The sequence below is a fragment of the Microbispora sp. KK1-11 genome, from assembly GCF_006874435.1.
GTDB lineage: Bacteria > Actinomycetota > Actinomycetes > Streptosporangiales > Streptosporangiaceae > Microbispora > Microbispora catharanthi.
Map to the genome: position 1 here is coordinate 123,733 of NZ_VIRJ01000004.1, position 25,813 is coordinate 149,545.

The window sequence follows — 25,813 nt, forward strand, 5'->3', positions numbered from 1 at the left end:
ATCGGCGCTGCCCGGAAAACAGGATTTCCCCGCATCGCACGTATCTTCGGCACCGTTATGACGGCCGCGGCCGTCCTGCTCGCCACGGGCTGGGCTCCGGTGTCCGCCGAAGACTCCGCCAAAGACCTGGGCCAGGGCGATGTGAAGATCGTAGGCACGCACCCCTCCGGCTCGCCGCAGGGCACGCCCACGCCCAACGCCAAGCTTTCCCCCGGTGCCTCCACAGGCGCCCCCACGGAGGCCCCCGGAGTTCCGGCGACCCCCACACGACCCGGCACGCCCGGCGGCCCCGCCGGACCCGCGGCGCCCGAGCCGCCCGGCTCCGTGCAGACGGCCGACGCGGTCCAGGCGAGCCCCACGGCGGACGCGCAGGCCGCACGCCTCGGCGGCTGGCGGCACCTCCGCAGGGGACACGGCCGGGCGTCCCGTCAGACCTGCCCGCCGACGTCGATCATCTGCATCGAGAACAGCCTGCCGGGGAGCCCGCCCTCCGAGTGGGACGTGCCCGGCGCGGGCAGCCCGACGATCACCGGCTACGCCACCCAGATGAGCGTCAACGCGGGACAGACCCAGCAGTTCAAGGTGAACGCCCCGTCGATCACCTCCTGGAGGATCGACATCTACCGAGTCGGTTACTACAGCGGTCTCGGGGCGCGGAAGATCGCCACCGTCAACCCCTCCGTATCGCTGCCGCAGTCGCAGCCCGCCTGCCTCAACGACACGACGACGGGCCTGGTCGACTGCGGCAACTGGAGCGTCTCGGCCTCCTGGGCGGTGCCGGCCGACGCCGTCTCCGGCGTCTACCTCGCGAACTTCACCCGCACCGACGGCACAACCGGCGTCAGTCAGAACATCTTCGTCGTCAGGAACGACGCGCGTAATTCCGACATCCTCGTGCAGACCTCCGACTCGACCTGGCAGGCGTACAACACCTACGGCGGCAACAGCCTGTACAAGGGCCTGCCCGTGGGCCGCGCCTTCAAGGTCAGCTACAACCGCCCGGTCATCACCCGCGCCGGATGGCCGGAGACCTATTTCTTCAACGCCGAATACCCGATGATCAGGTGGCTGGAGTCCAACAGCTACGACGTGAGCTACAGCAGCAGCGTCGACACGGTGACCAGCGGCGCGCAACTTCTCAACCACAAGGTGTTCTTCTCCTCCGGCCACGACGAGTACTGGTCGCAGGAGTCGCGCGACAACGTCATCAACGCCAAGAACAAGGGCGTCAACATCGCCTTCTTCACCGGCAACGAGATGTTCTGGAAGACGAGGTGGGAGAGCAGCATCGACCCCTCGGCGACCCCGAACCGGACGATGGTCTGCTACAAGGAGACCGTCGCCAACATGAAGATCGACCCGAGTCCCACCTGGACCGGGAGCTGGCGCGACCCGCGTTTCGCCCAGCCGCCCAACGGCGGCTATCCGGAGAACGCCATGACCGGGACGCTCTTCATGATCAACGGCAACGTCAACAACGCGATCACCGTTCCGGCGGAGTACGCCCCGATGCGCCTGTGGCGCAACACCTCGGTCGCGAACCTGCAGCCCGGGCAGGTCGCCACCTTCCCGAACGGGACGCTCGGCTACGAGTGGGACGAGGCGCCGGACAACACCTTCGCCCCGGCGGGGCTGGTCCTGTTCTCCAAGACCACCGTGGCCACCACCAACAAGTTCCTGCTCGACTTCGGCGCGACGTACGGCGCCGGGATCGCCACGCACAGCCTCGTCCTCTACCGCGACCCGAGCGGCGCGTACATCTTCGGCGCGGGGACCATCCAGTGGTCGTGGGGGCTGGACGCGGTGCACGACCGGCCGGGCACGCCGACGGACATCCGGATGCAGCAGGCGACGGTCAACCTCCTCGCCGACATGCGGACGCAGCCGGCCACCCTGCAGCCGGGCCTGGTCCCGGCCACGCCGTCGACCGACACCGCTCCCCCGACCTCGACGATCACCACCCCGTCGAGCGGCGCCTCGGTGCCCGGCGGCACCACCGTGACGGTCGCCGGAACAGCCGCCGACACCGGAGGCGGCGTCGTGGCGGGGGTCGAGGTGTCGGTCGACGGCGGCACCACGTGGCATCGGGCGACCGGCCGGACCGCCTGGCAGTACGCCTGGACGACGACGAGCGGCCAGGGTCCGGTCACGATCATGTCCCGGGCCGTCGACGACATCGGCAACATCCAGCGGACCCCGGCCAGCAGGTCGGTGACCGTCAACGCGGGCTGCCCGTGCTCCATCTGGTCTCCCGACACCGTGCCCGCCAACGTCACGAAGGACGACAACAAGGCCATCGAGGTGGGCGTGCGGTTCCGCGTCCGGAGCCCCGGCTACATCTCCGGGATCCGGTTCTACAAGGGCCCGCTGAACACCGGGACGCACGTCGGCAGCCTGTGGACCAACACCGGGCAGCTGCTGGCGCAGGCGACCTTCACCAGCGAGACGGCGACCGGCTGGCAGCAGGTGAACTTCTCGACGCCCGTCCCGGTGAACAACGACGTCACCTACGTCGCCTCCTACCACACCAACACCGGGTTCTACTCGGTCAACCGGGACTACTTCGTCACGCAGTACTCCAACGGCCTCATCACCGGACTGGCGGACGGCGCGGACGGCGGCAACGGGCTCTACACCTACAGCAAGACGAGCACGTTCCCGACCAGCACCTACCGGGCCAGCAACGCCTGGGTCGACGTGGTCTACTCGCAGGCGACCACGCTGTGGGACGAGTCGGCGACACCGGACGTCGTCGCCCAGCCCGACACCAAGGCGGTCACGCTCGGGGTCAAGTTCCAGTCCTCCGTGTCGGGCGCCATCCGGGGGATCCGGTTCTACAAGAGCACCCAGAACACGGGTGTCCACGTGGGCAGCCTGTGGACCGCCGACGGGCAGTTGCTGGCGAACGTGACGTTCACCAACGAGACGCCTTCCGGCTGGCAGCAGGCGCTCTTCTCCACACCCGTGAACATCACGCCGGGCACCACGTACATCGCGTCGTACTTCACGCCGACCGGGTTCTACGCGCTGGACCGCTTCTACTTCACCACGCAGTACAGCCGCGGCCCGCTCACCGCTCTGGCCGACGCCGCGTCCGGCGGCAACGGCGTCTACACCTACGCAGGGACGAACACGTTCCCGACCGCCACCTACCGCGCCTCCAACTACTGGGTGGACGTGCTGTTCGACCCCGCCCAGCCGCAGGCCGCCGCCCGGCGGGCGCTGCGTTACGGAGCCGACCGGGCGTACGGGAACCCGGTGCCGCACTCGGTTCCGGGGCGGCGGCCCGCGGCGCCGTACGCGCCGGCCCCGCTCGTCCGCGGGACCGGCCGGGCGCAGCGCGACGCCGCGCGGGCGCCGATGCTGGAGAGGTTCTCCTACCTGGCGCGGCCCCGCGGTCCGGGGCGTTCCATCCGGGAGGCGGCGGGCACGCGCGGCATCCCGGCGGCGGGCGGCCGGGCTCCCGGTCGTGAGCGGCGGGGCGCGGGACGCCACCCGGCGTCCCGCGCCCCGCTCCCCGTCGTGAGCGGTCAGCCGCGCGCGGTCTCGCGGCAGGGCCGGGAGGGGGGCGCCGGTTCACCGGCGCGGGCCGCCTCGTACCAGTCCTCGATGACGGCGGCCGTGCGCGGCCAGTCGAGATCCGACACCGCCCGCCGCCCGCGCTCCACCATCCGGGCGCGGGCGGCGCCGGTGCCGAGCACCCACCTCAGGTGCGCCACCAGGTCCTCGGCCGACCCGCTGCGGAACACCCGGTAGGCGTCCCGGTCCGCTATGACCGGGCCGAGGGTGGCGTCGGAGGACACGACGACCGCCGTGCCCAGGGCGAGGGCCTCCAGGGCGGCCGTCGGGATCCCCTCACCGATGGACGCGAGCCTGCGGGAGGCGAGCACGAAGACCTCCGCCCGGCTGACCAGCGCGTGGACGTCGTCGCCGGACAGCTGCCCGGCGAACTCCACGCCCTCCCCGGCGAGCCCTTCGAGCCGGGCGCGCTCCGGCCCCTCCCCCGCGATGACGAGGCGCACCCCCGGGCGTACGGCCCGCAGCCGGTGGAAGGCCTCGATCGTCAGGGCGTGGTTCTTCACCGGCACGAGGCTGCCCACGCTGACGATCAGACCCGGTTCCACGACCGTCCGCGCCCTGATCGCGTCCAGGCGGGGCAGGTCGAGGCCGCTTGACATCGTGCGGATCGCCTCGGCCGGGACACCGGCCCTGCGCAGGTCGGCCGTCGGCCTGGCGCCGATGGCGACGAACCCGGCGACGTGGCGGAAGGCCCACGGCATAACCGCGCGCTGCCCCATCGCGAGCGCGCCGTGGACGGTGAGCAGCAGCGGGACGCGCAGCCGCCGGGCGGCCGGGCCCAGGAAGAGCGCCTCACGGTGGTCGCCGTGCAGGTTGACGACGTCCACCGGCCCCAGGCGGGGGAGCGCCGCCGCGCACTCCAGGGCGAACGCGACCGGGTCGGACCTGCGGGCGGCGACCCGGCCGAGGCGGGTCGGCTTCAGCGTCACGGCCTCCACGCCCGGCGGGACGTCGCCCCGCCGCCGGGCGACCAGCACCTCGTGCCCGCGCAGCACCTGCTCGCGCGCCAACCGCGCGATGTAGCGCTCCTTGCCTCCGGGGTCCGGGGGCAGCCGATATCCGATGTGCAGAATCCTCACGTCATCCTCCCCGAGATCGATCTGTCCGCAACGCGCGAGGCGTGCGGGGCGCTGCGCCCCCGCAGCACGGCGGCGGCCGCCCATCGGACGTCGCGGGCGCCGGGCAGCAGGTCACGGGCGCCCAGCCCGGCCACCCGGGCGAACCACCCGACCTCCACCACCGCCATGGCGCCGTAGCTCACGGTGGAGGCCAGCGCCGCCCCGGCCGGTCCCCACATCGGGATGAGCACGGCGTTCAGCGCGACGTTCGAGGCGAGGGCGCCGGCGGCGACGGCGGTCATCGTCATCGGGCGGCCCAGCCGCACCAGGTACTGCTCGACCGGCCGCAGCAGGGACCACGCCACGGTCCCCGGCGCGAGCGCGAGCAGCGGGAGCACGCTGCCCGTGAAGGCCGCGCCGTACAGTCTCGGGATCAGCAGCGGCGCGGCGCACGCGAGCACGCCGACGGCGGCCGACGAGAGCATCAGGTTGAGCCGGATGGCGCGCGCCGTGACCGCGCGGGCGTCGGACTCGTCCCTGACCGCCTGGCGGGACAGCACGATCTGCGCCAGCGCGTCGGTGGGCACCCTGGACAACGACAGGAACGACGTCGCCACCGTGTAGAGGCCGACCTCGGCCGGCGCCGCCCAGGCGTTCAGCAGCAGGACGTCCACGGTCAGCAGGAGATGGAACGCCACCGTCCCAAGGTGATACCGGCCCGACAGCGCCAGTTGCCTGCGGGCGAGGGCCGCCTCCCCGCGTACGGGCAGCCCGAGCGGGCGGGCGAACACCACGAACGGCAGGAGCGTGGAGACGGCCCAGCAGGCGACCACCGCGGTGAGCGTGAGCCCGCCGGCCACGGCGAGCAGCAGGATCGGAACGTACAGCACCACAGCGGACAGCACGACCGACCGGTTGGCCAGCCCCACCCGGGACTCCAGCAGCGCGATCCCCCTGAGGTTGACCGCCGCGACGCCGAACGGAACGGCGAGCAGCGCGACGACCATCAGATGGGCGGCGGCGGTCAGGGCCAGGGCGCTCACCGCACCCAGCGTCAGCAGGGCGGAGGCGGCACCGAGGACCAGCCCGAGGACCGCGGCGTTGCCGACCAGGGGCCGGTGGCGCTCCAGGACCGGCCACAGCGCGATCTGCGACCTCCCGACCGACAGGTGGCCCACCACGGTCGCGATCCCGGCCGTGGTGGTGATCGTCGCGTAGATTCCGCGCCCCTCCGGCTGCAGGCAGCGGGCCAGGAACACGCCCGCCACCGCGGCCAGGACCAGCGGGATCGCCTGGCTGGCCATGGTCTGCAGGAGAGTCCTGACGCCCGTCCTCATCTCGGTCTACCTCCCGCGGCGAGCCGCGAGCAGCCGCTGGTACATGCCGAGGTGCTCCTCGGTGACGGCCTCCATGTCGAGGTTCTTCCACGCCCACGCCCGCGCGGCCGCGCCCATCGACGCGGCGAGCGCGGGGTCGTCGAGCAGCCGGGCGATGCCGTCGGCCAGCGCCTCCGGCGCCGCGGGCGGCACCAGGACGCCGCGGTCCTCCAGCAGTTCCGGCGTGCCGCCCACGGCCGTGGCCACGACCGGGCGGCCCGCCGCCATCGCCTCCATGACCGCGTTGCTCAGGCCCTCCTCCGTCGACGGGAGCGCCACCACGTCGGCGCGGGCCAGCAGCCCCGCGTTCTCCTGACGGAAGCCGAGGAACCGCACGTCGACCCCGGCCTCCTCGGCCTGCCGCTCCAGCCTTGCGCGCTCGGGCCCGTCCCCGACGAGCACGAACGTGCAGGGCCGGCGCCGCCGGGCGAGCAGCGCCGCCGCCTCGACGAGGAACCGCTGCCCCTTGTTGTCGCTGAGCCTGGCCACGCACGCGACCACCGGCAGCGCGCTGCCGACCGGCTCGGGCTCGGCCCGGTCGAAAGCCGACGGCGCGAGCCCGTTGTAGATCACGCTCACCTTGCCGGCGGGCACGCCCTCGACCTCCCGCGTGCCCTGCGCGATGGCCACGGAGTTGGCCACGACGTGGTCGGTCATCAGGTTCACCAGGTGCTCGAAGGCGGCCGTCCAGGGCGCCTTCGGCCTCAGGTAGCCCTGCGTGCGGCGGGCGGTGACGACCACCGGGACCCCGGCCAGCCGCGCGGCGGGCGTGCCCAGCAGGTAGCTCTCATAGAGGAAGCCATGCACCACCTCGGGCCGCAGGCGGCGCAGCAGCCGCACCAGACGGGCGAACGCCCGCAGGTTGCCGGCCGGCGACGCGACGCCCCGGGAGAAGCCGAGCCGGTGCACCGGGATCCCGGCCGCGCGCAGGTCGTCCTCGTGCGGGCCGCCCCTGGACAGGACGAACACGTGGACCTCGACGCCCCGGTCGCGCAGCCGTTCGGCGAGCAGGCACAGTTGCCGCTGCGCGCCCCCGAGGCCCAGATGCCCGATGAGGAGCACGACGCGCCGCACCTTGCCTCCGTCCGTGCACTCGTCCGTGCACTCGTCCGTGCGTTCGTCCGCGATTGCCATACGAGGGACCTCAGGTTCTGTGTACGAGTGAGTCGGCGGGGTCGGGGTCGGCGGACCTGCCGTCCTGCGGCGTCCTGGTCCACGCGACCGCGGCCAGCAGGCTCGCGATCATCACGATCGGCATGCGCTGCCGGAAGATGAGGCCGATGTTCGACATGGTCGTGGCGTACACGACGGAGCCGGGGATGACGAACAGCAGGATGATCAGGAGCATCCGCCGGTCGTGCCGCCAGAGCCGGCGCGCCCCGAGCACGGCGCAGCACAGCAGCCAGTACCACAGGAGCGTGTCCACCTTCCCGAGCTGGAGCGCCAGGCTCCCGCTCATCCACGGGAAGGGGGACAGCAGCGTGTAGACGAGCTTCGGCCCCAGGGCGTTCCAGGCGCTGCCCTCGTCGTCGAAGACGACGCCCGAGCCGCCCTCCGCGTTCGCGAGCCGGGTGTGCTCCGACTGCCCGCGGTCGAGTTGTTCCTGCACCGTGCCGAACGGCCCGCTCTGGTCGGCGCCCAGGTCGCCCCCACGGTCGACGCCCTGCAGGAGCACGAGGACCGGGATCAGCAGCGCGGCGAAGACGACCAGCCCGCGACCGGACACCGCGCGCCTGATCCGGGCGACGCCGACCAGCAGCGGCAGGGCGCACATGAACACCATGTACGGCCGCACGTTCCACAGCGCCCACAGCAGCGGCACCAGGGCGATCACCTTGCGCGGGTCGAAGCGTTGCATGTTCGACGCGCCGAGGCCCAGGCAGGCCACCACGAGGAACGCGTTGAAGCCGTCCTTGAAGGTGTCGGAGGTGTGCAGCAGGAAGCCGGGCAGGAACGCCGTGATGACCAGCAGCCGGAACGCCGCACGCTCGTCGGCGCCGACGACCCGGGCGAACCGGTAGAGGACGACGCACACTGCGCAGGCGATCAGTGCCACCACGGCGGTGCAGGCGAGCGGGGCCGGTCCCCCGCACAGGTACATGACGAGCGCGAAGACGTGACACGGCACCGCCACCCCGTAGACGGAGCCGAGCTCGTCGGACGTGACGAAGTGCACTCCACTGTGCCGCCACAGCTCGACGATCCCGAGCGCCCTGGCCTCGTACGAGAGGTTGTCACCGCCGTACCCGAGGCCGTTGGAGCGCAGGACGAGGACGTGGACGGCCAGCCGGAGCGCGAAGGCGGCCAGCAGCACGGGCAGCGCGCGGCGCGCCACCGGCGGGGCCAGAGTCGTGTGCGCCATCACGACCAGCAGCACCGCGACGACGATGACGACGATGTACTCCACCCGGGATCACCTGGAGTTTCCGGCGCACGCCTCGGCGTACAGCGCCTCGAACCACTCCGCGGCCCGCCCGATGTCCACCAGGTCGGCGCTCTCCCGCGCTCCCGCCCGGAGCCGGGCCAGCGTGCCGGGCCGCATCGCCCGGAGGATGCCCTCGGCGAGCGCGCCGGCGCTGCCGGGCGGGGTGAGGATGCCGTTGCGCCCGTTCTCGACGAGATCGGGCACGCCGCCGACGGCGGTGGACACCACAGGCACCCCGGCCGCGAGCGCCTCCATGACGACGACCGGCAGCCCCTCCCATGAGGAGCTGAGGACGAGCAGGTCGGCGGCGGCGATCAGCCGTCCCGCGTCGGGCACGTGGCCGGCGATCCGGACGGCGTCGTCGAGCCCGAGCCTGGCGATGCGGCGGCTCGTCGGCTCCAGCTCCGGGCCGGACCCCGCGAGCAGGAACACGGCGCGCGGATCGGCCGCCACGACCCTGGCGGCGGCGTCGACCAGCAGTCCGTGGTTCTTCTGCGGCCGGAAGTTCGCGACGTTCACGATGAGGAAGGCGTCTTCGGGGACGCCCCACTCCCGCCGGGTGCTTGCGGCCAGCGTGGCCCGGTGCCGCTGCTCCGCCACGCGCACCCCGTGCACGCAGGTGTCCGGTGCGCGCCCGCGCCTGCCGGTGCGCGCCCGGGCTACCTGGGGCGAGACCGCCACGGTGCGGCTGTCCAACCATCCGGTGAGGCGGTCGAGCAGCATGGTGGGCGGGCGGTAGCGCACGTTGTGCACCGTCGAGACCAGGACCGGCCGGGGCCGCCACAACCGGGACACCGGCCGCAGCAGCGCCCCGGGCAGCGGCGAGTGCAGGTTGACGACGTCCGGCCGCAGCCGTCCGACCTCGCGGAGCAGGCGCGCGAGCCGCAGCGGCCGGGGGCAGGCGGTGAGGTCCACGACCTCGATCCCCGCCGACCTGAGCCGCCCGGTCAGTTCGCCGGTGGACGCGCTCAGGCACACCACCGTGTAGCGGTTCGCCGGACGCGACGTGGCCAGCAGCCGTTCGACGAGGAGCACCTCGGCCCCGCCGACGTCGAGCGTTTTGATCACTTCACAGACATGGACACCGCGCATCGCGCTCGATCCCCTCGAAAGGCGTTCCATCGGGGTGCTAGCGGCGTTCGACGGCCCGCAGCCCCGAGCCCGTGACGCCGATGTACTTGCCCTCGTAGGCGAAGACGCGGAAGAGCGACTGCCGCTCCGCGTACTCCCGGAAGACCAGGTTGTCCTGGATGTCGTCCATGACCATGACGTGCCTGCCGGTCAGATGGGGCCGCACCCGCCGGAGGAAGAACTCCCGCCCGTCTCTGGTCTTGTCCGAGTCGTAGTGGACGAGGTCGACCATCGTGTCCGGGGACAGGAATTCCTCGAGATTGCGGCGGTCGCCCTTTATCCGCAGGGACCACCGGCTTTTAAGGTCGTTCGGCACGACATATCCGATATAGCGCTCCGGATTGGCGAGCCGAAAGAACGGGAAATCACTGGACATCAACCGGCCGGTCCCGTTGACCCGCATCGCGGCGAGCATCGCCGCGGTGGACCAGCCGGCCGCCACTCCCGTCTCCAGGGCGAGCGCGGGCCTGACGATCCTGGTCAGCAGATAGAGCAGTTCCAGGCCGCCGCCCCCGCCCAGGTCCACCCCCGCGGCGGCGAGCGCCTCCATGCGCGGCCGGGCGAGGTCCGCGAGGGACTCGGCGAACTCCTTGCCCTCCCGCCACAGGACCGGGTCGACGGCCTTGCCCCACGCGTCCATGTCCTGCGCGTGTCCCGCCGCCCACGCGCGGGCGGCGTTCCGCTCCCGGTCGTGCCCATGACTCAGCCGCGACCAGATTTTCCGCGTCATCACGGGGAGATAAGCGGGACGGGCGGCGTTTCTGGCGACGACGCGAATATTCATAATCGAATGATACGAGCGCCGTTCATTCGTCATCGGGAGCGCCATCGGAATATCTCGGAAAACGGAGCGGAAGAAAAATTCACCGGAGCCGGTAGACCGCGTAATCGCCGGAGCGGTACACCGGTCTCGCGCCGGCCGGCGCCTCCGGATCCCCCGGCCGCCGCTCGGACACCAGCCACCGCACGCCGTACCTGTCACGCAGCAGCCGGCCCGCCGGAGAGGCGGGGTCGCGGACCGCGGCGTCGTTGTCCCGCAGCAGCCGCTGGTCCCGGAACGGGATGTCCTGCACCCGCACGCCGGGGTGCCAGCGCGCCGTGTTCGCCGTGGTGTACGTCCAGCCCTCGACCAGCACGCGCCGTTCGGCCAGCGCCGACAGCCAGAAATGCCGGCTGTCGCACGGGCTCTCATGCCCCCATCGGCAGTGGGCGTCGGTCGCGACCAGGTCGTCGGGGCTCGAATGGGCTCGCAGCCACCTGGCCGCCGCCACCGTCCCCTCCGGAACCGTCCCCCCGGACACCCCGGCCTCGGCGGCGTCCTCCCCGGCGCCGGCCGGAGGAGCGCCGCCGCTCGGGAGCGCCCTGGTGACCCACGCGGCGGGCAGGCCGAGGGCGCCGACGAGGAACACCGTGCACGCCCACAGGCGCGCCCCCCGCCATCCCCTGAGCGCCAGGACGCCCACGACCAGGGCCACGACCAGGGCCAGCACGCCGTACGGCAGGTAGAGGAGCGCCTCGGGCCGCCCGGGCTCCAGGGGAACCCGGACGCCGCACAGCCACCGCACCAGGACCTCGATCAGCACCCCGGCCGCGACCGCCGCGCCCGCGGTGCGGTACGGCAGGCGCGCCCGGGCCCGGGCCGCGGACAGCCCGCGCGCCGCGACGACCATCAGGTAGGGGTAGGACCCGGCCAGGAAGTAGATCTGGCTCATCTGGCAGTGCCCGAGCAGGAGCACCGCGCCGAGGCCGGATCCGCCCATGCCGAGCATGAGGAGCACCGCCGGCGGCGTCCGCGTCCCCGGCCGGCCCGCGAGCAGCCCGAGGACGCCGAACCAGATCAGCGCCCAGCACACCGCGTACAGGGCGGCGACCCCGAGCAGCGAGGCGGTCCCCGGACGCGCGTCACCCCGGCCGGTCAGCTCGCCCCAGGTGACGCGTACCAGCGAGAGGGGATCGACGACGATGCCGTTGCGCGCGCCGCCGAACAGCACGAACTGCGCGAAGAGCAGGCACACCCCGGTCATCGCCGCCACGCCGAACAGCGCCGGGGAGACCCGGCGGCGCCTCACCACTCCGACCGCGCCGGCCGTCGCCAGGCCGGCGGCGAGCAGCGGCAACTGGGTGGCCTTGGCGCCCATCACCCCGACGAGGAGGACGCCGAGCATGGTCCATCGGCCCGCACCTCCGCGGCCTTCGAGCAGGTCGGCCACGAGCAGGACGACGGGCGCGAACAGCAGCGCCCCGAACGTCTGGGACGGGCTCGTCCACGACTCGGCCTTCCAGGTGAACACTCCCGTGCTCGGGCCGAGGTACAGGCTCGGCGCCGCGACGTAGAACGTGCCGGCGACGGCCGCCAGCGCGCCTGCCCGGGAGCCCGCGCCGCGCCTGGCGACCATCCCCAGCAGGACGACGAGCGCGGCCAGCACGGGCAGCATGCCGAGCCGGAACAGCAGCACCAGCGGCTCGACGCCGGTGATCCAGCTCGCCGCCGCGAAGTGCGCGTACACGAACCAGTGGTAGAGCAGCGGCTCCCCCGCGACCATCGGGGTCGCGGGCGGCACGTGGTGTCTCAGCTCCCCGATGAGCGCCAGGTGGTACGGCAGGTCGACGTTGGCCGAGGCCATCCCCGGCCAGGTGAGGGCGGTGTGCCGGAAGAAGGTCACCGCGCTCCAGGCGACCAGGCTCGCGACGGTCAGCGCCAGCGCCCACGACCACCACACCGGCGCCGGCGTGCGCAGCGCCGTCGATCCGCGTCCGCGCAGCCGGGGGACCACGGCGACGGCCGCGAACGTGGCGACCGGCCACGCCAGCACGAGCAGCGGCGCCCCGGCTGCCCGGGCGGCGGTGTAGACGACGACCTCGACGGCGTAGCCCAGCGCCACGCCCAGCGCGATCTCCTCGGCCAGTGTGCGGCGGCCCCGGTAGAGGGCACGCACCAGAAGCGTCCCCGGCAGCGCCACGCAGACGGCGAGGTATGCCGCGAAGAGGCCGAGATCCCTCACGGAGACGCCGTAGAACAGCGCCACGCCCGCCGTGAACGCGATCACCGACACCGCCGGCAGCCATCTCAGGAGAAGGACCGGGGCGGATCGGCCGGCCCGGCCGTGAGGCCTGCGCCCCTCGACCGGTCGCGGTGGGGTGAGTGCTGTTTCGGCCATGCGGCAAGCCTCGCGACCGCCGCAGGTCCGCCCGGGGCACGACGCCTGCCCCCGGCGGAGTCATTGCCACTCCTTTGTACGCGTGGAGCGCCTCTCCCCCGCGGAAAAGGCCGTGGAGACCGCGCGATCGGTGGCATTCCGCTTCCCGCCATTGCTTTACCTTTCCGTCCGGCCCGCGCCCATCGGCCTGAATCATGCCTCGGTAGGGAATGCGGAAAGGCTTCGCCGCCGCCGTGACGGTGTCGGCGAAAAGCTCAAATCGCGGGTTAGCTTCTCCGACGTGAACAGGCTCATCACCGAAGAGCCCGTGGTGAGACCGGACGGCCGAATTCGGGTCATGGAAATCATCGCGCGCATGAACATCGGCGGCCCGGCGACCCAGATCCTGGGGCTGTACGAACGGCTGAACACCGAGGAGTTCGATCACCGCCTCTACACGGGGCATGTCGAGGAGACCGAGGGCGACCGGCTCAGGGAAGCGGCGGCGCGGGTGCACCGCGTCGCCGGCCTCGGCCGCTCGATCCGGCCGGGCGACGACTGTCGCGCGCTGCTGCGGCTGGCCGCCGAGATGCGCGCCTTCCGGCCGCACATCGTGCACACCCGTACGGCCAAGGCGGGCGCGCTCGGCCGGGTGGCCGCGCGCCTCGCCCGGGTCGGTTCGGCCTGGGGTGGGGGGCGCACTGTGCACGTCTTCCACGGCCATCTGCTGGACGGCTACTTCTCGCCGGCCAAGCGCCGCCTCTACGTATGGGCGGAGCGGCGGCTGGCCGCCATGACCGACCGGCTGGTGACGGTGGGCGCCAACGTGCGCGACGACCTGCTCGCGGCCGGGATCGGCCGGCCCGGGCAGTACGTCGTGATCCCGCCGGGCGTACGGCTGGGCCGGGTGCCCGGCCGCGAGGCCGCCCGCGCGGAGCTGGGCCTTCCCCCGGACGCGCCGGTCGTCGCCTTCGTCGGCCGGCTCACCGGGGTGAAGCGGCCCGACCGGTTCCTCGCGGTGGCGCGGGCCGTGCTCGCCCGCCTGCCCGCCTGCCGGTTCGTCGTGTGCGGCGGCGGCGAGCTCACGGACGAGGTGGAGCGGGCCGCCGCCGCGGCGCCGGGCGCCTTCCACCTGCTGGGGTGGCGGGCGGACGTCGAGGCCGTCTACGCGGCGGCCGACGTCGTCCTGCTCACCTCCGACAACGAGGGCACGCCGCTGACATTGATCGAGGCAGGCATGGCGGGCACTCCCGTCGTCGCCACCCGCGTGGGCAGCGTCGAGGAGGTCGTCAGGCACGGGGTCACCGGCCTGCTGGCCGCCCCGGACGCGGGCGAACTGGCCGAGCACGTCTTCCGGCTGCTGACCGACCCGGTGCTCGCCTGCCGCATGGGCGAGTCCGCCCGCCGCTGGACGACGGACTCCTTCGCGGTCGAGCGCCTGGTGGCCGACACCGAGGCGCTCTACCGGTCGCTGTACGCCGCGTCCAGCCCGTCGTTCCCAAGGAGCATCGCATGAGAGTCCTCGTCACCGGAGGCGCCGGGTTCATCGGCGCCAACCTCTGCCGTGCGCTGACCACCCGGCCCGAGGTCGAGAGCGTCACCGTGCTGGACGACCTGAGCAGCGGGGACGCGGCCAACCTCGCCGACGTCGGGGCCGACCTCGTGACGGGCAGCATCCTCGACCGGGACCTGCTGGCCGAGCTCGTGCCCGGAGCGACGCACGTGATCCACCTCGCCGCGCGGCCCTCGGTGCCCCGGTCGGTGAAGGACCCGCTCGCCTCGCACGCCGTCAACGCGACGGGGACACTGCACGTCCTGGAGGCGTGCCGGGCCACCCGCCCGCACGTGATCCTCGCGTCGTCCTCCTCCGTGTACGGCGACCGCGCCGAGGCGTGCAAGCACGAGGACCTGCCGACCCGGCCGCTGAGCCCGTACGGCGCGAGCAAGCTCGCCACCGAGGCGTACGCGCTGGCGTACGCCGCCAGCTACGGCCTGCCGGTGCTGCCGTTCCGCTTCTTCAACGTCTACGGCCCGCTGCAGCCGGCCGGGCACGCGTACGCCGCGGTGATCCCGGCGTTCGTCAGCGCCGCGATGGCGGGCCGGCCGGTCCCGATCCACGGCGACGGGCGGCAGGCGCGCGACTTCACCTACGTGGGCTCGGTGGTGGACGTCGTCACCGACGCCGCCGTCCGCAGGGTCACCGGCGACACGCCGGTCAACCTGGCCTTCGGCACCCGCGTGTCCCTGCTCGACCTCAAGGACGCCCTGGCCGCCGTGCTCGGCCGGCCGGTCGAGGCGGAGTTCCTGCCGCCCCGCGCGGGCGACATCCGCGAGTCGCAGGCGTCGGCCCGCCTGCTGCTCGACCGGTTCCCCGGCGTCCGGCCCGTGCCGCTGGAGGAAGGCCTCCACCTCACCGTGACCTGGTTCGAGAAGACGTCCGGCGTCCGGGACGCCTGACACACCACCTTTGCGCACGAAGTCCTATTGCGATCCTGTCAACCTCCACTTGCTGGGAGAAGGCCTTGACCACGTCAAGCGGGAACACCTATCTGATCACGGGCGGGAGCGGCTTCGTCGGATCCCACCTGACCGATGCCCTGCTCGCTCGCGGCGACTCGGTCGTCGTCCTGGACAACATGTCGACGGGCCGCCCGGCCAACCTCGCACACCACGCGGGTGACCCGCGGCTGCGCGTGGTCCAGGGCTCGGTCCTGGACGAACTCGTGGTGGACGAGCTCGTGCACGAGTGCGACGTGGTGGTCCACCTTGCCGCCGCCGTGGGGGTGAAGCTGATCGTCGAGCAACCGTTGCGCTCGCTCACCACCAACATCCGCGGCTCGGAGATCGTCGTCGAGGCGGCGCACCGCTACCGGCGGAAGATCCTGGTGACCAGCACGAGCGAGATCTACGGGAAGAACTCGGCCGGCCCGCTCCCCGAGTGGTCCGACCGGATCCTCGGCAGCCCGGACGTCGTCCGCTGGGCCTACAGCACGGCCAAGGCGGTGGAGGAGATCCTGGCCAACGCCTACCACGGCGAGCGCGGCCTGCCGACGGTCGTCGTCCGGCTGTTCAACACGGTGGGGCCGCGGCAGAGCCCGGCGTACGGCATGGTCATCCCGCGGCTCGTCCGGCAGGCGCTGACGGGCGTGCCGCTCACCGTGCACGGCGACGGCACACAGACCCGCTGCTTCGCGCACGTACGCGACGTCGTGCGGGCCCTCCTCCTGCTGCTCAACGACGACCGCGCGGTCGGCGGGACGTTCAACGTCGGCTCCAGCGACGAGGTGAGCATCCTGGAGCTGGCCAAGCTGATCGTCGAGCTCACGGAAAGCACCTCCGGCGTCGACCTCGTGCCGTACGCCGAGGCGTACGGCACGGGCTTCGAGGACATGACGCGCCGCGTTCCCGACACCGGCAGGCTGCGCGCGCTGACCGGGTGGACGCCGGCCCTGTCACTGGACGACATCCTGCTGGAGACCATCGCCGACGCCCGCGCCGAACTCGCGGCCCCGGGCCGGTGAACGGCACCACCGCCCTGGTCACCGCGATCGGCGCCTTCGCCGGCTGCGCGGCGGCGACCCCCGTGATGCGGCGCCTGGCGCTGCGCTGGGAACTCACCGACAGGCCCGGCGGGCACAAGTCGCACCGGCGGCCGACGCCCTATCTGGGCGGGATCGCCATCATGCTGGGCACCGTCGTCCCTCCGGTGGCGCTCGCCGGCGCCGCCGGCCAGCGGATCGCCGGCATCCTCGTCGGCGCCGTGGCCATGGCCCTGCTCGGGCTGATCGACGACGTCGCGCCGCTCCCCCCGCCGACCCGGCTGGCCGTACAGGCGCTGGCGGCCGGCGTGGCCGTGACGAGCGGGGTCGTGGCACCGGTGACCGGAGCCTGGCCGGACGTGCCGATCACCCTGCTGTGGATCGTCGTGGTGACCAACTCGTTCAACCTGCTCGACAACATGGACGGCGCGCTGGGCGCGGTCACCGTCGTCAGCGCCGCGCTGCTGGCCGCCGCCGCCTTCGTGTCCGGGCGTCCGGAGATCGGCCTGCTCCTGGCCGCCCTGTCCCCCGCCGCCCTGGGGTTCCTGCTGTACAACTGGGCGCCGGCGCGGATCTTCATGGGGGACGCGGGTTCGCTGTTCATCGGGTTCGTGCTGGCGTCCTCGGCGGCGCTGGTGATCACCGGCACCGGGACCGGGACGGCGGTCGCGGGCCTGCTCCTGCCGACCTTCGTCGCGACCGTCGACACCGGGATCGTGCTGGTGTCCAGGCGCAGGGCGGGCCGGCCGCTGCTGCAGGGCGGCTGCGACCACCTCTCACATCGACTGCACCGGCTCGGTCTCGGCAAGCGGCTCACGGCCCTCGCGCTCGCCGTGCTGGCGGCCGCCGCCGGTCTGGTCGACCTGGCGATGACGCTGGGCTGGATCGCGCCGGTCGGCGCGGCGATCGGCGGCGTCGCCGCCGTCTGCGTCGCCGTCGTGCTGCCGCAGCGCGTGCCGGTCTACCCGCCGGCCCGTCCCCAGACCTCTATCCCTGTAAGGGGCTGACACCGATGGAACTGCTCTATTACGCGCGGCTGATGCGCAGATACTGGCCGCTCCTGCTGCTGTCCGTGCTGGCGGGAGTGGGGACCGCCCACGTCGTGACCGTCAACACCCCGCCGAGGTACCTCGCGTCGATCACGATGCTGGTGTCCGCCGACACCAGGGAGGGCGGTCTTTCGACCGCGCTCCAGGCGGGGGCGCTGTCCCAGCAGCGGGTCCAGTCTTACGCCACCCTGCTGACCAGCCGCCAGGTGATCGGCCGGATCGCCCGCGGGGAGGCCGTCGACGACCTGCAGGCCAGGATCACGGCCGGCGCCGTCCCCGACACCACGCTGCTGCGGGCCACGGTCGCCGACAGCGTCCCGGCGCGGGCGGCCGCCCGGGCGAACGCGCTGGGCGCCGCGTTCGCCCAGCTGATCGACAAGATCGAGCGGCCCACGCCGAAGAGTCCGCCCACGATCCGGGTCACGGTGGTCGACGAAGCCGAGGTCCCCAAGGAGCCGGTCGCGCCGCAGCCCTTGACCAACATGGCGCTCGGCGCGCTCATCGCGCTGTTGGCCGCCGTCACCGTCCTCGTCCTGCGCGACCGCCTCGACACCACCGTCAAGACCGCCGAGGCGCTGCAGCAGGTCGCCAGGAGTTCGATCCTCGGGGTCATCGGCTACGAACGGGACGCCAAGCGGCATCCGCTGATCCTGCGCGACCAGGGCCGGTCGTCGCGCGCGGAGGCGTTCCGGTCGTTGCGGACGAACCTCCAGTTCATCGGCGTGGACAGGCAGCCCAAGTCGCTCGTCGTGACCAGCTGCCTGCCGGGCGAGGGCAAGTCGTCCACGTCCGCCAATCTCGCGATCACCATGGCCCAGGCGGGCTGGCGGGTGGTCCTGGTCGACGCCGACCTGCGGCGTCCCAGCGTCCCCCGCTACCTCGGCATCGAGGGCGGCACCGGGCTCACCGACGTGCTCATCGAGCGGGCGCGGCTGCACGACGTCATCCAGACGTGGGGGCAGCCGGGCCTTTCCGTGCTGCCCAGCGGCCGGATCCCGCCGAACCCCAGCGAGCTGCTCGGCTCGCGGGGCATGCGCTCGGTGCTGGCCCAGCTCACCGAGGAGTACGACATGGTGATCATCGACGCGCCGCCGCTGCTGCCCGTCACCGACGCCGCCGCCCTCGGAGCGATCTGCGACGGCGCGCTGCTCGTCGTGCGGCACGGCAAGACCCGGCGCGAGCAGGTGCTCCGGGCCGGTGAGCTGCTGTCGTCGATCAACGCCCGCCTCGTCGGCACGGTGTTGAACTTCGTGCCCGCCAAGCACGGCTCCTACTACGGCTACGGATACGGGTACGGGTACGGGTACGACTCGGCGGCCCAGGAGACCGTGTCGGAGACGCCGCAGCCCCAGGCGCCCATGCCGGTGTAGCGGACGAACCCGGTGCGTGGGGCCGCGTCGTGTGACGCGGCCCCACGCGTTCGTGTGCGGCGATTCGGAGGCCCGGCGCCCGGCGGCGTCAGGCCGGCGCGTGCGTCAGCAGGCGGATCGGGGCGGCGAGCGCGTCCGCGATGCGGCGGGCCGCCTCCCGATAGGCCCTTCGGGGGCCTCCGTAGGGGTCGGCGATGTCGGGCCGCTCCACCCGGACCAGCCCGCGCAGCGCGCCGGCCTCCTCCAGCAGGGCCCGCGCCCGGCGTACGGGATCCTCGTGGGCCAGCACCCGCCCGGCGGGGACCGCGCGGGCCAGCGCGCCGAACTCGACGATGGTGAACGCGCGTGGGGCCGCGACGGGATGCAGGGCCACCGCCGCGGCGCGGTGCTCGGACGAGGCCGCCAGCACGAGATCGGCCCCGGCCACCGCCTCGCCGGTGAGAGGCCGCGAGGCGAAGCCCCCGGGATCGCCGCCGAGCCGCAGCAGCACCCCGCTCGCCCGCTCGGCCATCGGAAGTCCCGCGCGGGCGTGGGTGCCCGCGCTGCCCACGAGGATCGGCGACCCGGGACCGAGCGCGGCCAGGGTGAGCCGCTCGGCCATGGCCGACCTGCAGATGTTCCCCGTGCACACGAACAGGATGCGGAAGGCCCCCGAGCCCTCCGGGGTATGCGTACGCTCCATGGGCGGGACGCTAGGCCGAGCCCGGCGCGCCGCCGCTCGCGGCACGCCGGGCTTTTACGGTTCCTGTCGGTTTCCCTCGCGGCGGTGTCAGGAGGACCCGCAGCCCCTGCCGTCGGCCGTCACCAGCGTCCGCTGCGGGCGGACGAGCGGCTGCACCGGGACCGCGGGGGCCGCCGCCGAGTACGGTTCGAGCAGGTCGAACTCCAGCGTCCTCGACTGGCCGGGCGCGAACTCCAGCACCTTGGAGTAGACGGGATGCGACCGCTCGGTCTCCGAGTAGTACGAGATCGGCCGGCCGTCGAGCCGGACGGCCGTCGCCTTCGCCCCGATGCCGGCGTACAGCGACACCCACAGCATGTTGGAGCCGGCGGCATGGGGACGCCGCGGGTCGTCGAGCCGGCCGGTGACGTAGGCGGGCAGCGGCCCGCGCGGCACGTCGTTGGTCAGCCGCACCCGCACCCGCGAGGTGCGCAGCCCGTCCGGGCGGCACGGGCCGAGCTCGTAGGTGAGCGAGCGGTCCAGGTAGTAGTCGAGCTTGGTGCCGGCCGAGTTGTTCACCACGAGCCCGGCGTACGGCTCGCGCCGCTCGGGCAGCACCCCGCCGATCGGGGTCGCCGCGAGACGGCGCTGCTCGTCCTCGGCCCGGCTCCAGACGGTGAGCCGGCGCTCGCTCACCATGCGCGCGAAGGCGGGCAGCAACCGCGTGGGCTCCCCCAGCCGGTCGGTCAGCGCCTCGCTGACCGCGCCGGCGATCCTGATGAGGTACTTCTTGCGCTCCGCCGGGTCCGTATAGCGGGCGTAGGCCTCCCGCTCGGTCAGGTCGACGACGTTGCCGGCCGTCACCGTCTCACCGCCGGGGAGCTTCACCGGCCCGATCGCGCCAAGGATGTAGGACAGGCCGACCGGGTCGGTCGCGACGGCCCCGTCGAGCTCCTGGCCGGTCTGACGGCGCCACAGCCCGGTCCAGGTGGCCGCGGCGTAGGGGAAGTGCGGGGACAGGTTGGACACCGACAGGGTCGTGGTCGCGCCCCGCCCGTACCGGGAGGCGAACGCGGAGCCGAGGTCGGCGACCGGCTCGGTGCTGGCCGCCATGCCGGTGTTGGCGGACAGCCGGGCGACGGACACCCTGCCGCCGTCGGCCTTCAGGACGCCGAACGCGCCGACGAGGCCTCCGGTCCCGCGGGCCTCGGCGTTGGTCTCGAACGCGAGGAAGTAGCGGCGGGGACCGTCGCGGCCCAGCATGGGCGGCAGGAGCGCGGCGGCGTCGGCCCCCTGGCTCAGCATGCCGTGCAGCCGTCCCGCCTCGCGGAGCACGGTCTCGCGCGCCCCGTCCAGGGCGGCCAGCCCCGTCGACGCCGGGGTGCCCGCCACGCGTGACCGCGCGGCCTCCACACGGAGGGCTCCGTCGCGCAGCACCGGCGCCATCGCGTCGAGGGCGGCGAGCGCGCGCCGCAGGTCCCCCGGCGCCCGCGCGCCCGCGGACAGCAACGGCGTGGCCGTGCGCTCCACCCGGGACAGCACGTCGGTGATGTCCGCGACGGACGCGGCGAGCCCCCGGGTCGTCGCCGCGCCGTCGCCCACCACCGGAAGGTGGGTGAGCAGCGCCCAGTAGAGACCGCCGGTCAGCCGCCGCGCCTCCGCCGCGTGGGCGCGTGCCTCGGCGAGCGTCGCGGCGAAGGAGCGGGCCGGCCCGATGGCGCCCGGCCGCAGCCGGAGCAGGGCGGCCCGCGTGGCCTCCAGATGGTCGCGCACGCTCAGCCCGAGGTGGGCCGCCCAGCCCCCGGCCAGCACGAGGCCGAGGGCCAGCGACGGCAGGCCGACGACGACCAGCCGACGGTTCCTCTTACTCGGCACCGCTCGACCGGCGGCGTCGCGCGGAGACGAGGGTGCAGCCCAGAGCGACGGCCAGCAGGCCGGCGCCCGCGGCGGCCACGCCCACCGGCGCGCCCGTGAACGGCAGCTGACCGCCGCCCGCCGGACCGGCCGCGACCGGTGCGGGACCGTCCCCGCCCATGGTCTCCTCCGGGCCCATGCCGCCCGGCCCCTCCTCGAAGCTCTCCTCCTCCGGAGCCTCCTCCTCGGAGGTCTCCTCAGGGGCCTCCTCCGACTCCTCCTCGGTGGGCTCCGACTCCTCGGCGACCCCCTCCGGCGCTCCCTGGGCGCTCTGCGCCGCGTTCTGCACCGGCACGACCCCGCCGTTGCCGCCCGCGCCGACGGGTGCGACCACGGGCTGCGCGTTGCCGTTGGTGGTGTCGTTGTTCGTGTAGGTCTGCGGCCAGTTCCAGCCTTGCCAGTTCTGCTGCGGCCAGTTCCAGCCGTTGTTGTTGCAGTTGTTGCCCTCGCAGACGGTCTGCGGCTCCGCCTGCTCGTTGTTCTGGATGACCGGCCGCACACCCGGATCCACAACGTTCTCCACCTTGATGGGCCTCGGCGGATAGACGCCGTCGTCCGACGGCAGCACGGTGAAACCGACGGACTGCGCCGCCGCGGCCCCGGGTATCCCGAGGGCCAGGCCGCCGGCGACCGCCGCCGCCAGGAAAATAGGTATTTTAGTTCGCGCCACTTGGACTCCCGATAACGGCCGCTCGATTAATTGAGCATTTGCCCGGATTGCCAGCGAAATCTCGCTGCTCGACTGTTATATGCGCCCGGCGAAGAGCAGCTCCGTCACGGCGCACGGTGCTTACCGAAGGATCGGCCAGGTTTTCGCTTCGTTGACCACAGCCGAATAGGCGTGCCAAAGAGTTCGCCAACACCCTCGGCGAGACCGTCGCCGGCGGATGCCCGAAGGCCATACTCGGTCCGTGCGCGGAGCAGACGACGGAGCCGTGAGAGCGGTCACGCGGGCCATCGGCGAGCTGTGCCTGCCCACGGGGCTGGTCCTGCTGCTGTTCTACGCGTACCTGCTGTGGGGCACCGGCGCGGAGACCGAGCGGGAGCAGCGCGTCCTGCAACGACGGCTCGGCGAGGTCTTCGGCAGGCACGACGGCCACGCGGACCTGGGCCCGGTGCGCCTCGGCGACGCCCTGGCGCTGCTGCGCATCCCGCGGCTGGGCGCTCATTACCGGTTCGCCGTCGTCGAGGGCGTCGGCCCGGCGGAGCTGCGCAAGGGCCCCGGCCACTTCCCCGGCACGGCGCTGCCCGGCCAGGTGGGCAACTTCGTGCTCTCCGGCCACCGGACCACCTACGCCGCGCCGTTCAACCGGATCGACCAGCTGCGGCCCGGCGACGACATCGTGGTGGACGCGCGGGACGCCCGCTACACCTACGAGGTGACGCGCAAGGAGGTCGTGGACCCCGGCGAGGTCGACGTCGTCGATCCCGTCCCCGGCCACCCCGGGCAGCGGCCCACGACCGCGTTCATGACCATGACCACCTGCCACCCCAAGTTCTCCGCGGCGCAGCGCCTGGTCGTCCAGAGCATGCTCGTCCGCCGCGAGGAACGCCGAGACTGACCGAGGGAGATCCGGCGTGTACAGGTTCCTCTGGCGGCGGCTGCCCGGCGGCACCGCGCTCCGGCTGGCCGTCGTGCTGCTGCTGACCGGCGTCGCCGTGGCCGCCCTGTGGTACGTCGTGTTCCCCTGGCTGGCGCCGCGGGTGCCGCTCGGTTAGCCGAGCCGTCCAGGCTCCATAACACCGCAGTAGGGGCAAACTGACCTGTCCCCCGCCGAACCCGCCGAACGTACGTTTGCGGGTGCCCCACCCGAGACTCCACCGATCATCGGCGTGCCCGCGTCGTCGATCCTTCCGGTGCGCCTCGTGGTGGCCATCCCCCGACCGAGGAGACTCCGATGCACATCTCGTCAAGGTTCCTCCGGGCCGTCTCGGCCCTGCTCCTGGGACTGGCCGTGCTGTTCACGGTGTCACCGGCGCGCGCCGCCGAGCCGCTGACCGCCACGGCGGCGGTGCGCGTGCTGAGGTATGACGTGAGCCGGGCCGCCGAGTTCCGCACGGTGATGGACCAGGCCGCACAGGTCTGGAACGCCAGCGTCGCCAACGTCCGGCTCGTGGCGGGCACGCCCGCCGACTTCGTGGTGCTCGCCGACGACGGCTGGCCCCGCACGAGCGCCACCAGGCTGGGCCGGGGCACCATCTGGATGGGCAGGGAGGCGACCGCCGAGGGCTACTACCCCCTGCGCATCGCGACCCATGAGATCGGCCACATCCTCGGCCTGCCCGACCGGCGCACCGGCCTGTGCACCGACCTGATGTCCGGTCACAGCGCCCCGGTGAGCTGCACCAACGCCACCCCCAGCATCGCGGAGCGCCGCGCGGTCGACGCGAACTTCGCCGGCTCCGCCCTCCGCGCCGGCGAAGTGACCACCGGGCTCTTCGTCGACCGCGCTGACGCCGCCGGCGACCTGGTCTCCGCCCCGTAGGGCGCTTCCGGCGCGGTCACCGCCCCCCGAGATCCGGCCTCGTCGCAGCCGCGATCGGGGGGCGAGTGTCAAAGGGCGATGCCGAGGAGCGCGTCGGCGATGTCGCGCACCAGCGCCGGAGAGGAGGCGTCGTCGCCCTCCTCCGCCGCCCAGGCGTCGATCGCCGCGAGCGCGCCCGGAGCGTCGAGGTCGTCGGCGAGGCGCTCGCGCACCGCCGCCGTCACCGGGGCGCCCGCGGGGCCCGCCGGGCGGGCCACCGCCGCCCGCCACCGCGCCAGCCTGTCCTCGGCCGCGGCGAGCTGGTCCTGTGTCCACTCCCAGTCCGCGCGGTAGTGGTGCGCCAGCAAGGCCAGCCGTATGGCCATGGGGTCGGCGGTCTGCCGCAGCCTGGAGACGAACACGAGGTTGCCCCGGGACTTCGACATCTTCTCGCCGTCCAGGCCGACCATGCCCGCGTGGACGTACGCCCGCGCGAACGGCCACTCGCCGGTGGCCACGTGGCCCTCGCAGGCGCCCATCTCGTGGTGGGGGAAGATCAGGTCAGAGCCGCCGCCGGCGACGTCGAAGCCGCTGCCCAGGTTGCGCAGGGCGATGGCCGTGCACTCGATGTGCCAGCCGGGCCTGCCGCGGCCGAACGGCGACTCCCAGGACGGCTCTCCCGGCCGTTCCGCCCGCCACAGGAGCCAATCGAGCGGATGGCGCTTGCCCTCCCTGCCGGGGTCGCCCCCGCGCTCGCCGAACAGCTCCAGCATGGTCTCCTCGGAGTAGCCGGAGACCGCGCCGAACTTGGGCGCGGACGCGACCGAGAAGTAGACGTCCCCGTCGACCTCGTACGTGGCGCCCCGCTCTGCCAGCCGGGCGATCAGTTCGGCGATCTCCCCGACGGTCTCGGTGACCCCGACGTACTCGCGGGGCGGCAGGATGCGCAGCGCCTCCATGTCGGAGCGGAACAGCTCGATCTCGCGCTCTCCGAGGGAGCGCCAGTCGGTCCCGGTCGCCTCGGCCCGCTCGAGCAGCGGGTCGTCCACGTCGGTGGCGTTCTGGGTGTAGTGCACGTCGTGGCCGGCGTCCCGCCACACCCGGTTGACCAGGTCGAAGGCGAGGTAGGTGTTGGCGTGCCCGAGATGCGTGGCGTCGTACGGCGTGATGCCGCAGACGTAGAGCCGGGCCTCGCCGGAGGGCGCCGTCTCCCGCACCTCACGGGCAGCGGTGTCGTACAGACGGAGCGGAAGGCCCGGACCTGGCAATCTGGGGACATTCGGAGCAGACCACGATCGCATGGTGTGAAGCCTATCCGCGCGGCCGACGGACCGGTTCAGCCGGTGCGCTCCACGAGGTGTCGATCTCGTGCCAGGTGGCGGGGTCGTCCGGCTGGGGGCAGAAGTCGTAGCGCAGCCCCTCCTCCGCGAGGGCGACCAGCGTGATCGAGAGGCTGGCGAAGACCCGCCCGTCCGGCAGCCGCTGCCGCATGACCAGCGCTCGGGGGTCGTCCCAGGGCACCCCGGCGCCCGACGCGGGGTCGAGCCACTCCCCCCAGAACCGCTCGGACGAGCCGCCCGTGGTCCACCCGGGCCGGGCCGCCCGGGCGAAGCGGGGCCGGAACCAGGCGGTGCGCGGCCGGCTCTCGCCGCGGTCCCAGCCCGAGTTCACGATCACGTGCACGCCCTCGGGCAGCTTCTCCTCGGCCAGGCTCTCGCCGTCCCAGCTCCACAGCCGTACACCGTCGAGCCCGCCGAGGACGAGATGAAAAGGGTCATACCAGGACAGGTCGAGCGGGGGGAGCTCTCCCGCGGCGGCGGCGAGGAGCGGCACCTCGCCGCGCGAGTGGCGCCTGCCCGCCGGGGCCGCGACGCCATCGCCGTTGAGCAGCGCGGCCACGCGCCGCCCGGCGGGGTCGGCGGCCAGCCAGGTGCCGCCCGCCTCCAGGTCGCGGCCTCCGATCAGGCCGGGGTACGCGGGCCAGTGCCGGTCCGGCGACATCCACGGCCGCGTGACGAACTCGTCACGCACTCCCGCCAGGAGCACCGGCGCGCCGGCCTCCGGCTCGACGCTCACGATGACCGTACACAATGCGTGTTCCCTCCTATA

20 protein-coding genes and 1 pseudogene are annotated in these 25,813 nt (G+C 73.2%); 9 read left to right on the plus strand and 12 right to left on the minus strand.

From position 1 onward, the window contains the following. The first annotated feature begins 57 nt into the window (after positions 1-57). Positions 58-3,756 (plus strand): DUF4082 domain-containing protein, encoded by a 3,699-nt coding sequence (locus FLW16_RS45035; RefSeq protein WP_260615013.1) that lies wholly within the window; start codon positions 58-60, stop codon positions 3,754-3,756. Here the strand turns inward: FLW16_RS45035 and FLW16_RS08225 are convergent. The 7 genes and pseudogenes from FLW16_RS08225 to FLW16_RS08255 all read right to left on the minus strand — a co-directional run. Further along, positions 3,711-4,742 (minus strand): annotated as a pseudogene (locus FLW16_RS08225) (glycosyltransferase family 4 protein); the annotation flags it as partial. The gene FLW16_RS45035 and the pseudogene FLW16_RS08225 overlap by 46 nt on opposite strands. Beyond that, the gene (locus FLW16_RS08230; protein WP_142559292.1) at positions 4,655-5,974 is read right to left on the minus strand and encodes a lipopolysaccharide biosynthesis protein; all 1,320 of its coding nucleotides are present in this window, start codon (positions 5,972-5,974) and stop codon (positions 4,655-4,657) included. The pseudogene FLW16_RS08225 and the gene FLW16_RS08230, both read right to left, overlap by 88 nt. A 6-nt stretch (positions 5,975-5,980) precedes the next feature. Next, on the minus strand, positions 5,981-7,147 hold the full coding sequence (locus tag FLW16_RS08235; RefSeq protein ID WP_142559294.1) for a glycosyltransferase: 1,167 nt from the start codon (positions 7,145-7,147) through the stop codon (positions 5,981-5,983). 10 nt (positions 7,148-7,157) lie between these two features. Continuing rightward, positions 7,158-8,420, minus strand: coding sequence for a hypothetical protein (locus FLW16_RS08240; protein WP_142559295.1), 1,263 nt, complete (start codon positions 8,418-8,420; stop codon positions 7,158-7,160). Between the two features lie 6 nt (positions 8,421-8,426). Next, on the minus strand, positions 8,427-9,506 hold the full coding sequence (locus tag FLW16_RS08245) for a glycosyltransferase (protein WP_185949319.1): 1,080 nt from the start codon (positions 9,504-9,506) through the stop codon (positions 8,427-8,429). Between the two features lie 61 nt (positions 9,507-9,567). After that, positions 9,568-10,299 carry a class I SAM-dependent methyltransferase gene (locus tag FLW16_RS08250; RefSeq protein ID WP_142559298.1) on the minus strand — a complete coding sequence of 244 codons (732 nt, stop codon included), beginning with the start codon at positions 10,297-10,299 and terminating at the stop codon, positions 9,568-9,570. Between the two features lie 133 nt (positions 10,300-10,432). After that, positions 10,433-12,616 carry a hypothetical protein gene (locus FLW16_RS08255; RefSeq protein WP_185949320.1) on the minus strand — a complete coding sequence of 728 codons (2,184 nt, stop codon included), beginning with the start codon at positions 12,614-12,616 and terminating at the stop codon, positions 10,433-10,435. Between the two features lie 448 nt (positions 12,617-13,064). On the opposite strand from FLW16_RS08255, the gene FLW16_RS08260 reads away from it, so the two are divergent. The 5 genes from FLW16_RS08260 (at position 13,065) to FLW16_RS08280 (ending at position 18,664) form a co-directional block, all read left to right on the plus strand. Continuing rightward, positions 13,065-14,222 carry a glycosyltransferase gene (locus FLW16_RS08260; RefSeq protein ID WP_260615018.1) on the plus strand — a complete coding sequence of 386 codons (1,158 nt, stop codon included), beginning with the start codon at positions 13,065-13,067 and terminating at the stop codon, positions 14,220-14,222. Next, the gene (locus FLW16_RS08265; RefSeq protein WP_142559302.1) at positions 14,219-15,163 is read left to right on the plus strand and encodes an NAD-dependent epimerase/dehydratase family protein; all 945 of its coding nucleotides are present in this window, start codon (positions 14,219-14,221) and stop codon (positions 15,161-15,163) included. The genes FLW16_RS08260 and FLW16_RS08265 overlap by 4 nt, the downstream gene beginning before the upstream one ends. A gap of 65 nt (positions 15,164-15,228) precedes the next feature. Next, complete coding sequence (locus FLW16_RS08270; RefSeq protein ID WP_142559304.1) at positions 15,229-16,227, plus strand: NAD-dependent epimerase/dehydratase family protein; 999 nt, start codon at positions 15,229-15,231, stop codon at positions 16,225-16,227. Next, a complete protein-coding gene (locus FLW16_RS08275; protein ID WP_142559306.1) occupies positions 16,224-17,252 on the plus strand; it encodes a glycosyltransferase family 4 protein in 1,029 nt (342 codons plus the stop codon). Before FLW16_RS08270 ends, FLW16_RS08275 begins: the two co-directional genes overlap by 4 nt. A gap of 5 nt (positions 17,253-17,257) precedes the next feature. After that, positions 17,258-18,664, plus strand: coding sequence for a polysaccharide biosynthesis tyrosine autokinase (locus FLW16_RS08280; protein WP_142559308.1), 1,407 nt, complete (start codon positions 17,258-17,260; stop codon positions 18,662-18,664). Between the two features lie 88 nt (positions 18,665-18,752). Here the strand turns inward: FLW16_RS08280 and FLW16_RS08285 are convergent, their stop codons facing one another. The 3 genes from FLW16_RS08285 to FLW16_RS08295 form a co-directional block, all read right to left on the minus strand. Beyond that, a complete protein-coding gene (locus FLW16_RS08285) occupies positions 18,753-19,346 on the minus strand; it encodes a low molecular weight phosphatase family protein (RefSeq protein ID WP_142559310.1) in 594 nt (197 codons plus the stop codon). An 87-nt stretch (positions 19,347-19,433) separates the two neighbouring features. Further along, on the minus strand, positions 19,434-21,200 hold the full coding sequence (locus FLW16_RS08290; RefSeq protein ID WP_142559312.1) for a DUF4012 domain-containing protein: 1,767 nt from the start codon (positions 21,198-21,200) through the stop codon (positions 19,434-19,436). Then, complete coding sequence (locus FLW16_RS08295; RefSeq protein WP_142559313.1) at positions 21,190-21,909, minus strand: hypothetical protein; 720 nt, start codon at positions 21,907-21,909, stop codon at positions 21,190-21,192. Before FLW16_RS08295 ends, FLW16_RS08290 begins: the two co-directional genes overlap by 11 nt. Before the next feature lie 241 nt (positions 21,910-22,150). Here FLW16_RS08295 and FLW16_RS08300 point away from each other — a divergent pair, with 241 nt between their 5' ends. The 3 genes from FLW16_RS08300 (at position 22,151) to FLW16_RS08305 (ending at position 23,725) form a co-directional block, all read left to right on the plus strand. Then, positions 22,151-22,801 (plus strand): class E sortase, encoded by a 651-nt coding sequence (locus FLW16_RS08300; protein WP_260615022.1) that lies wholly within the window; start codon positions 22,151-22,153, stop codon positions 22,799-22,801. Positions 22,802-22,817: 16 nt separating this feature from the next. Beyond that, a complete protein-coding gene (locus FLW16_RS43535; protein WP_185949321.1) occupies positions 22,818-22,958 on the plus strand; it encodes a hypothetical protein in 141 nt (46 codons plus the stop codon). A 179-nt stretch (positions 22,959-23,137) separates the two neighbouring features. Next, positions 23,138-23,725, plus strand: coding sequence for a snapalysin family zinc-dependent metalloprotease (locus FLW16_RS08305; RefSeq protein WP_142559317.1), 588 nt, complete (start codon positions 23,138-23,140; stop codon positions 23,723-23,725). A gap of 68 nt (positions 23,726-23,793) precedes the next feature. On the opposite strand, the gene mshC is transcribed toward FLW16_RS08305, so the two are convergent. Together mshC and FLW16_RS08315 are read right to left on the minus strand one after the other, a co-directional pair. After that, a complete protein-coding gene (gene mshC, locus FLW16_RS08310; protein ID WP_142559319.1) occupies positions 23,794-25,005 on the minus strand; it encodes a cysteine--1-D-myo-inosityl 2-amino-2-deoxy-alpha-D-glucopyranoside ligase in 1,212 nt (403 codons plus the stop codon). A 10-nt stretch (positions 25,006-25,015) separates the two neighbouring features. Then, complete coding sequence (locus FLW16_RS08315) at positions 25,016-25,780, minus strand: NRDE family protein (protein ID WP_260615024.1); 765 nt, start codon at positions 25,778-25,780, stop codon at positions 25,016-25,018. Positions 25,781-25,813 lie beyond the last annotated feature (33 nt).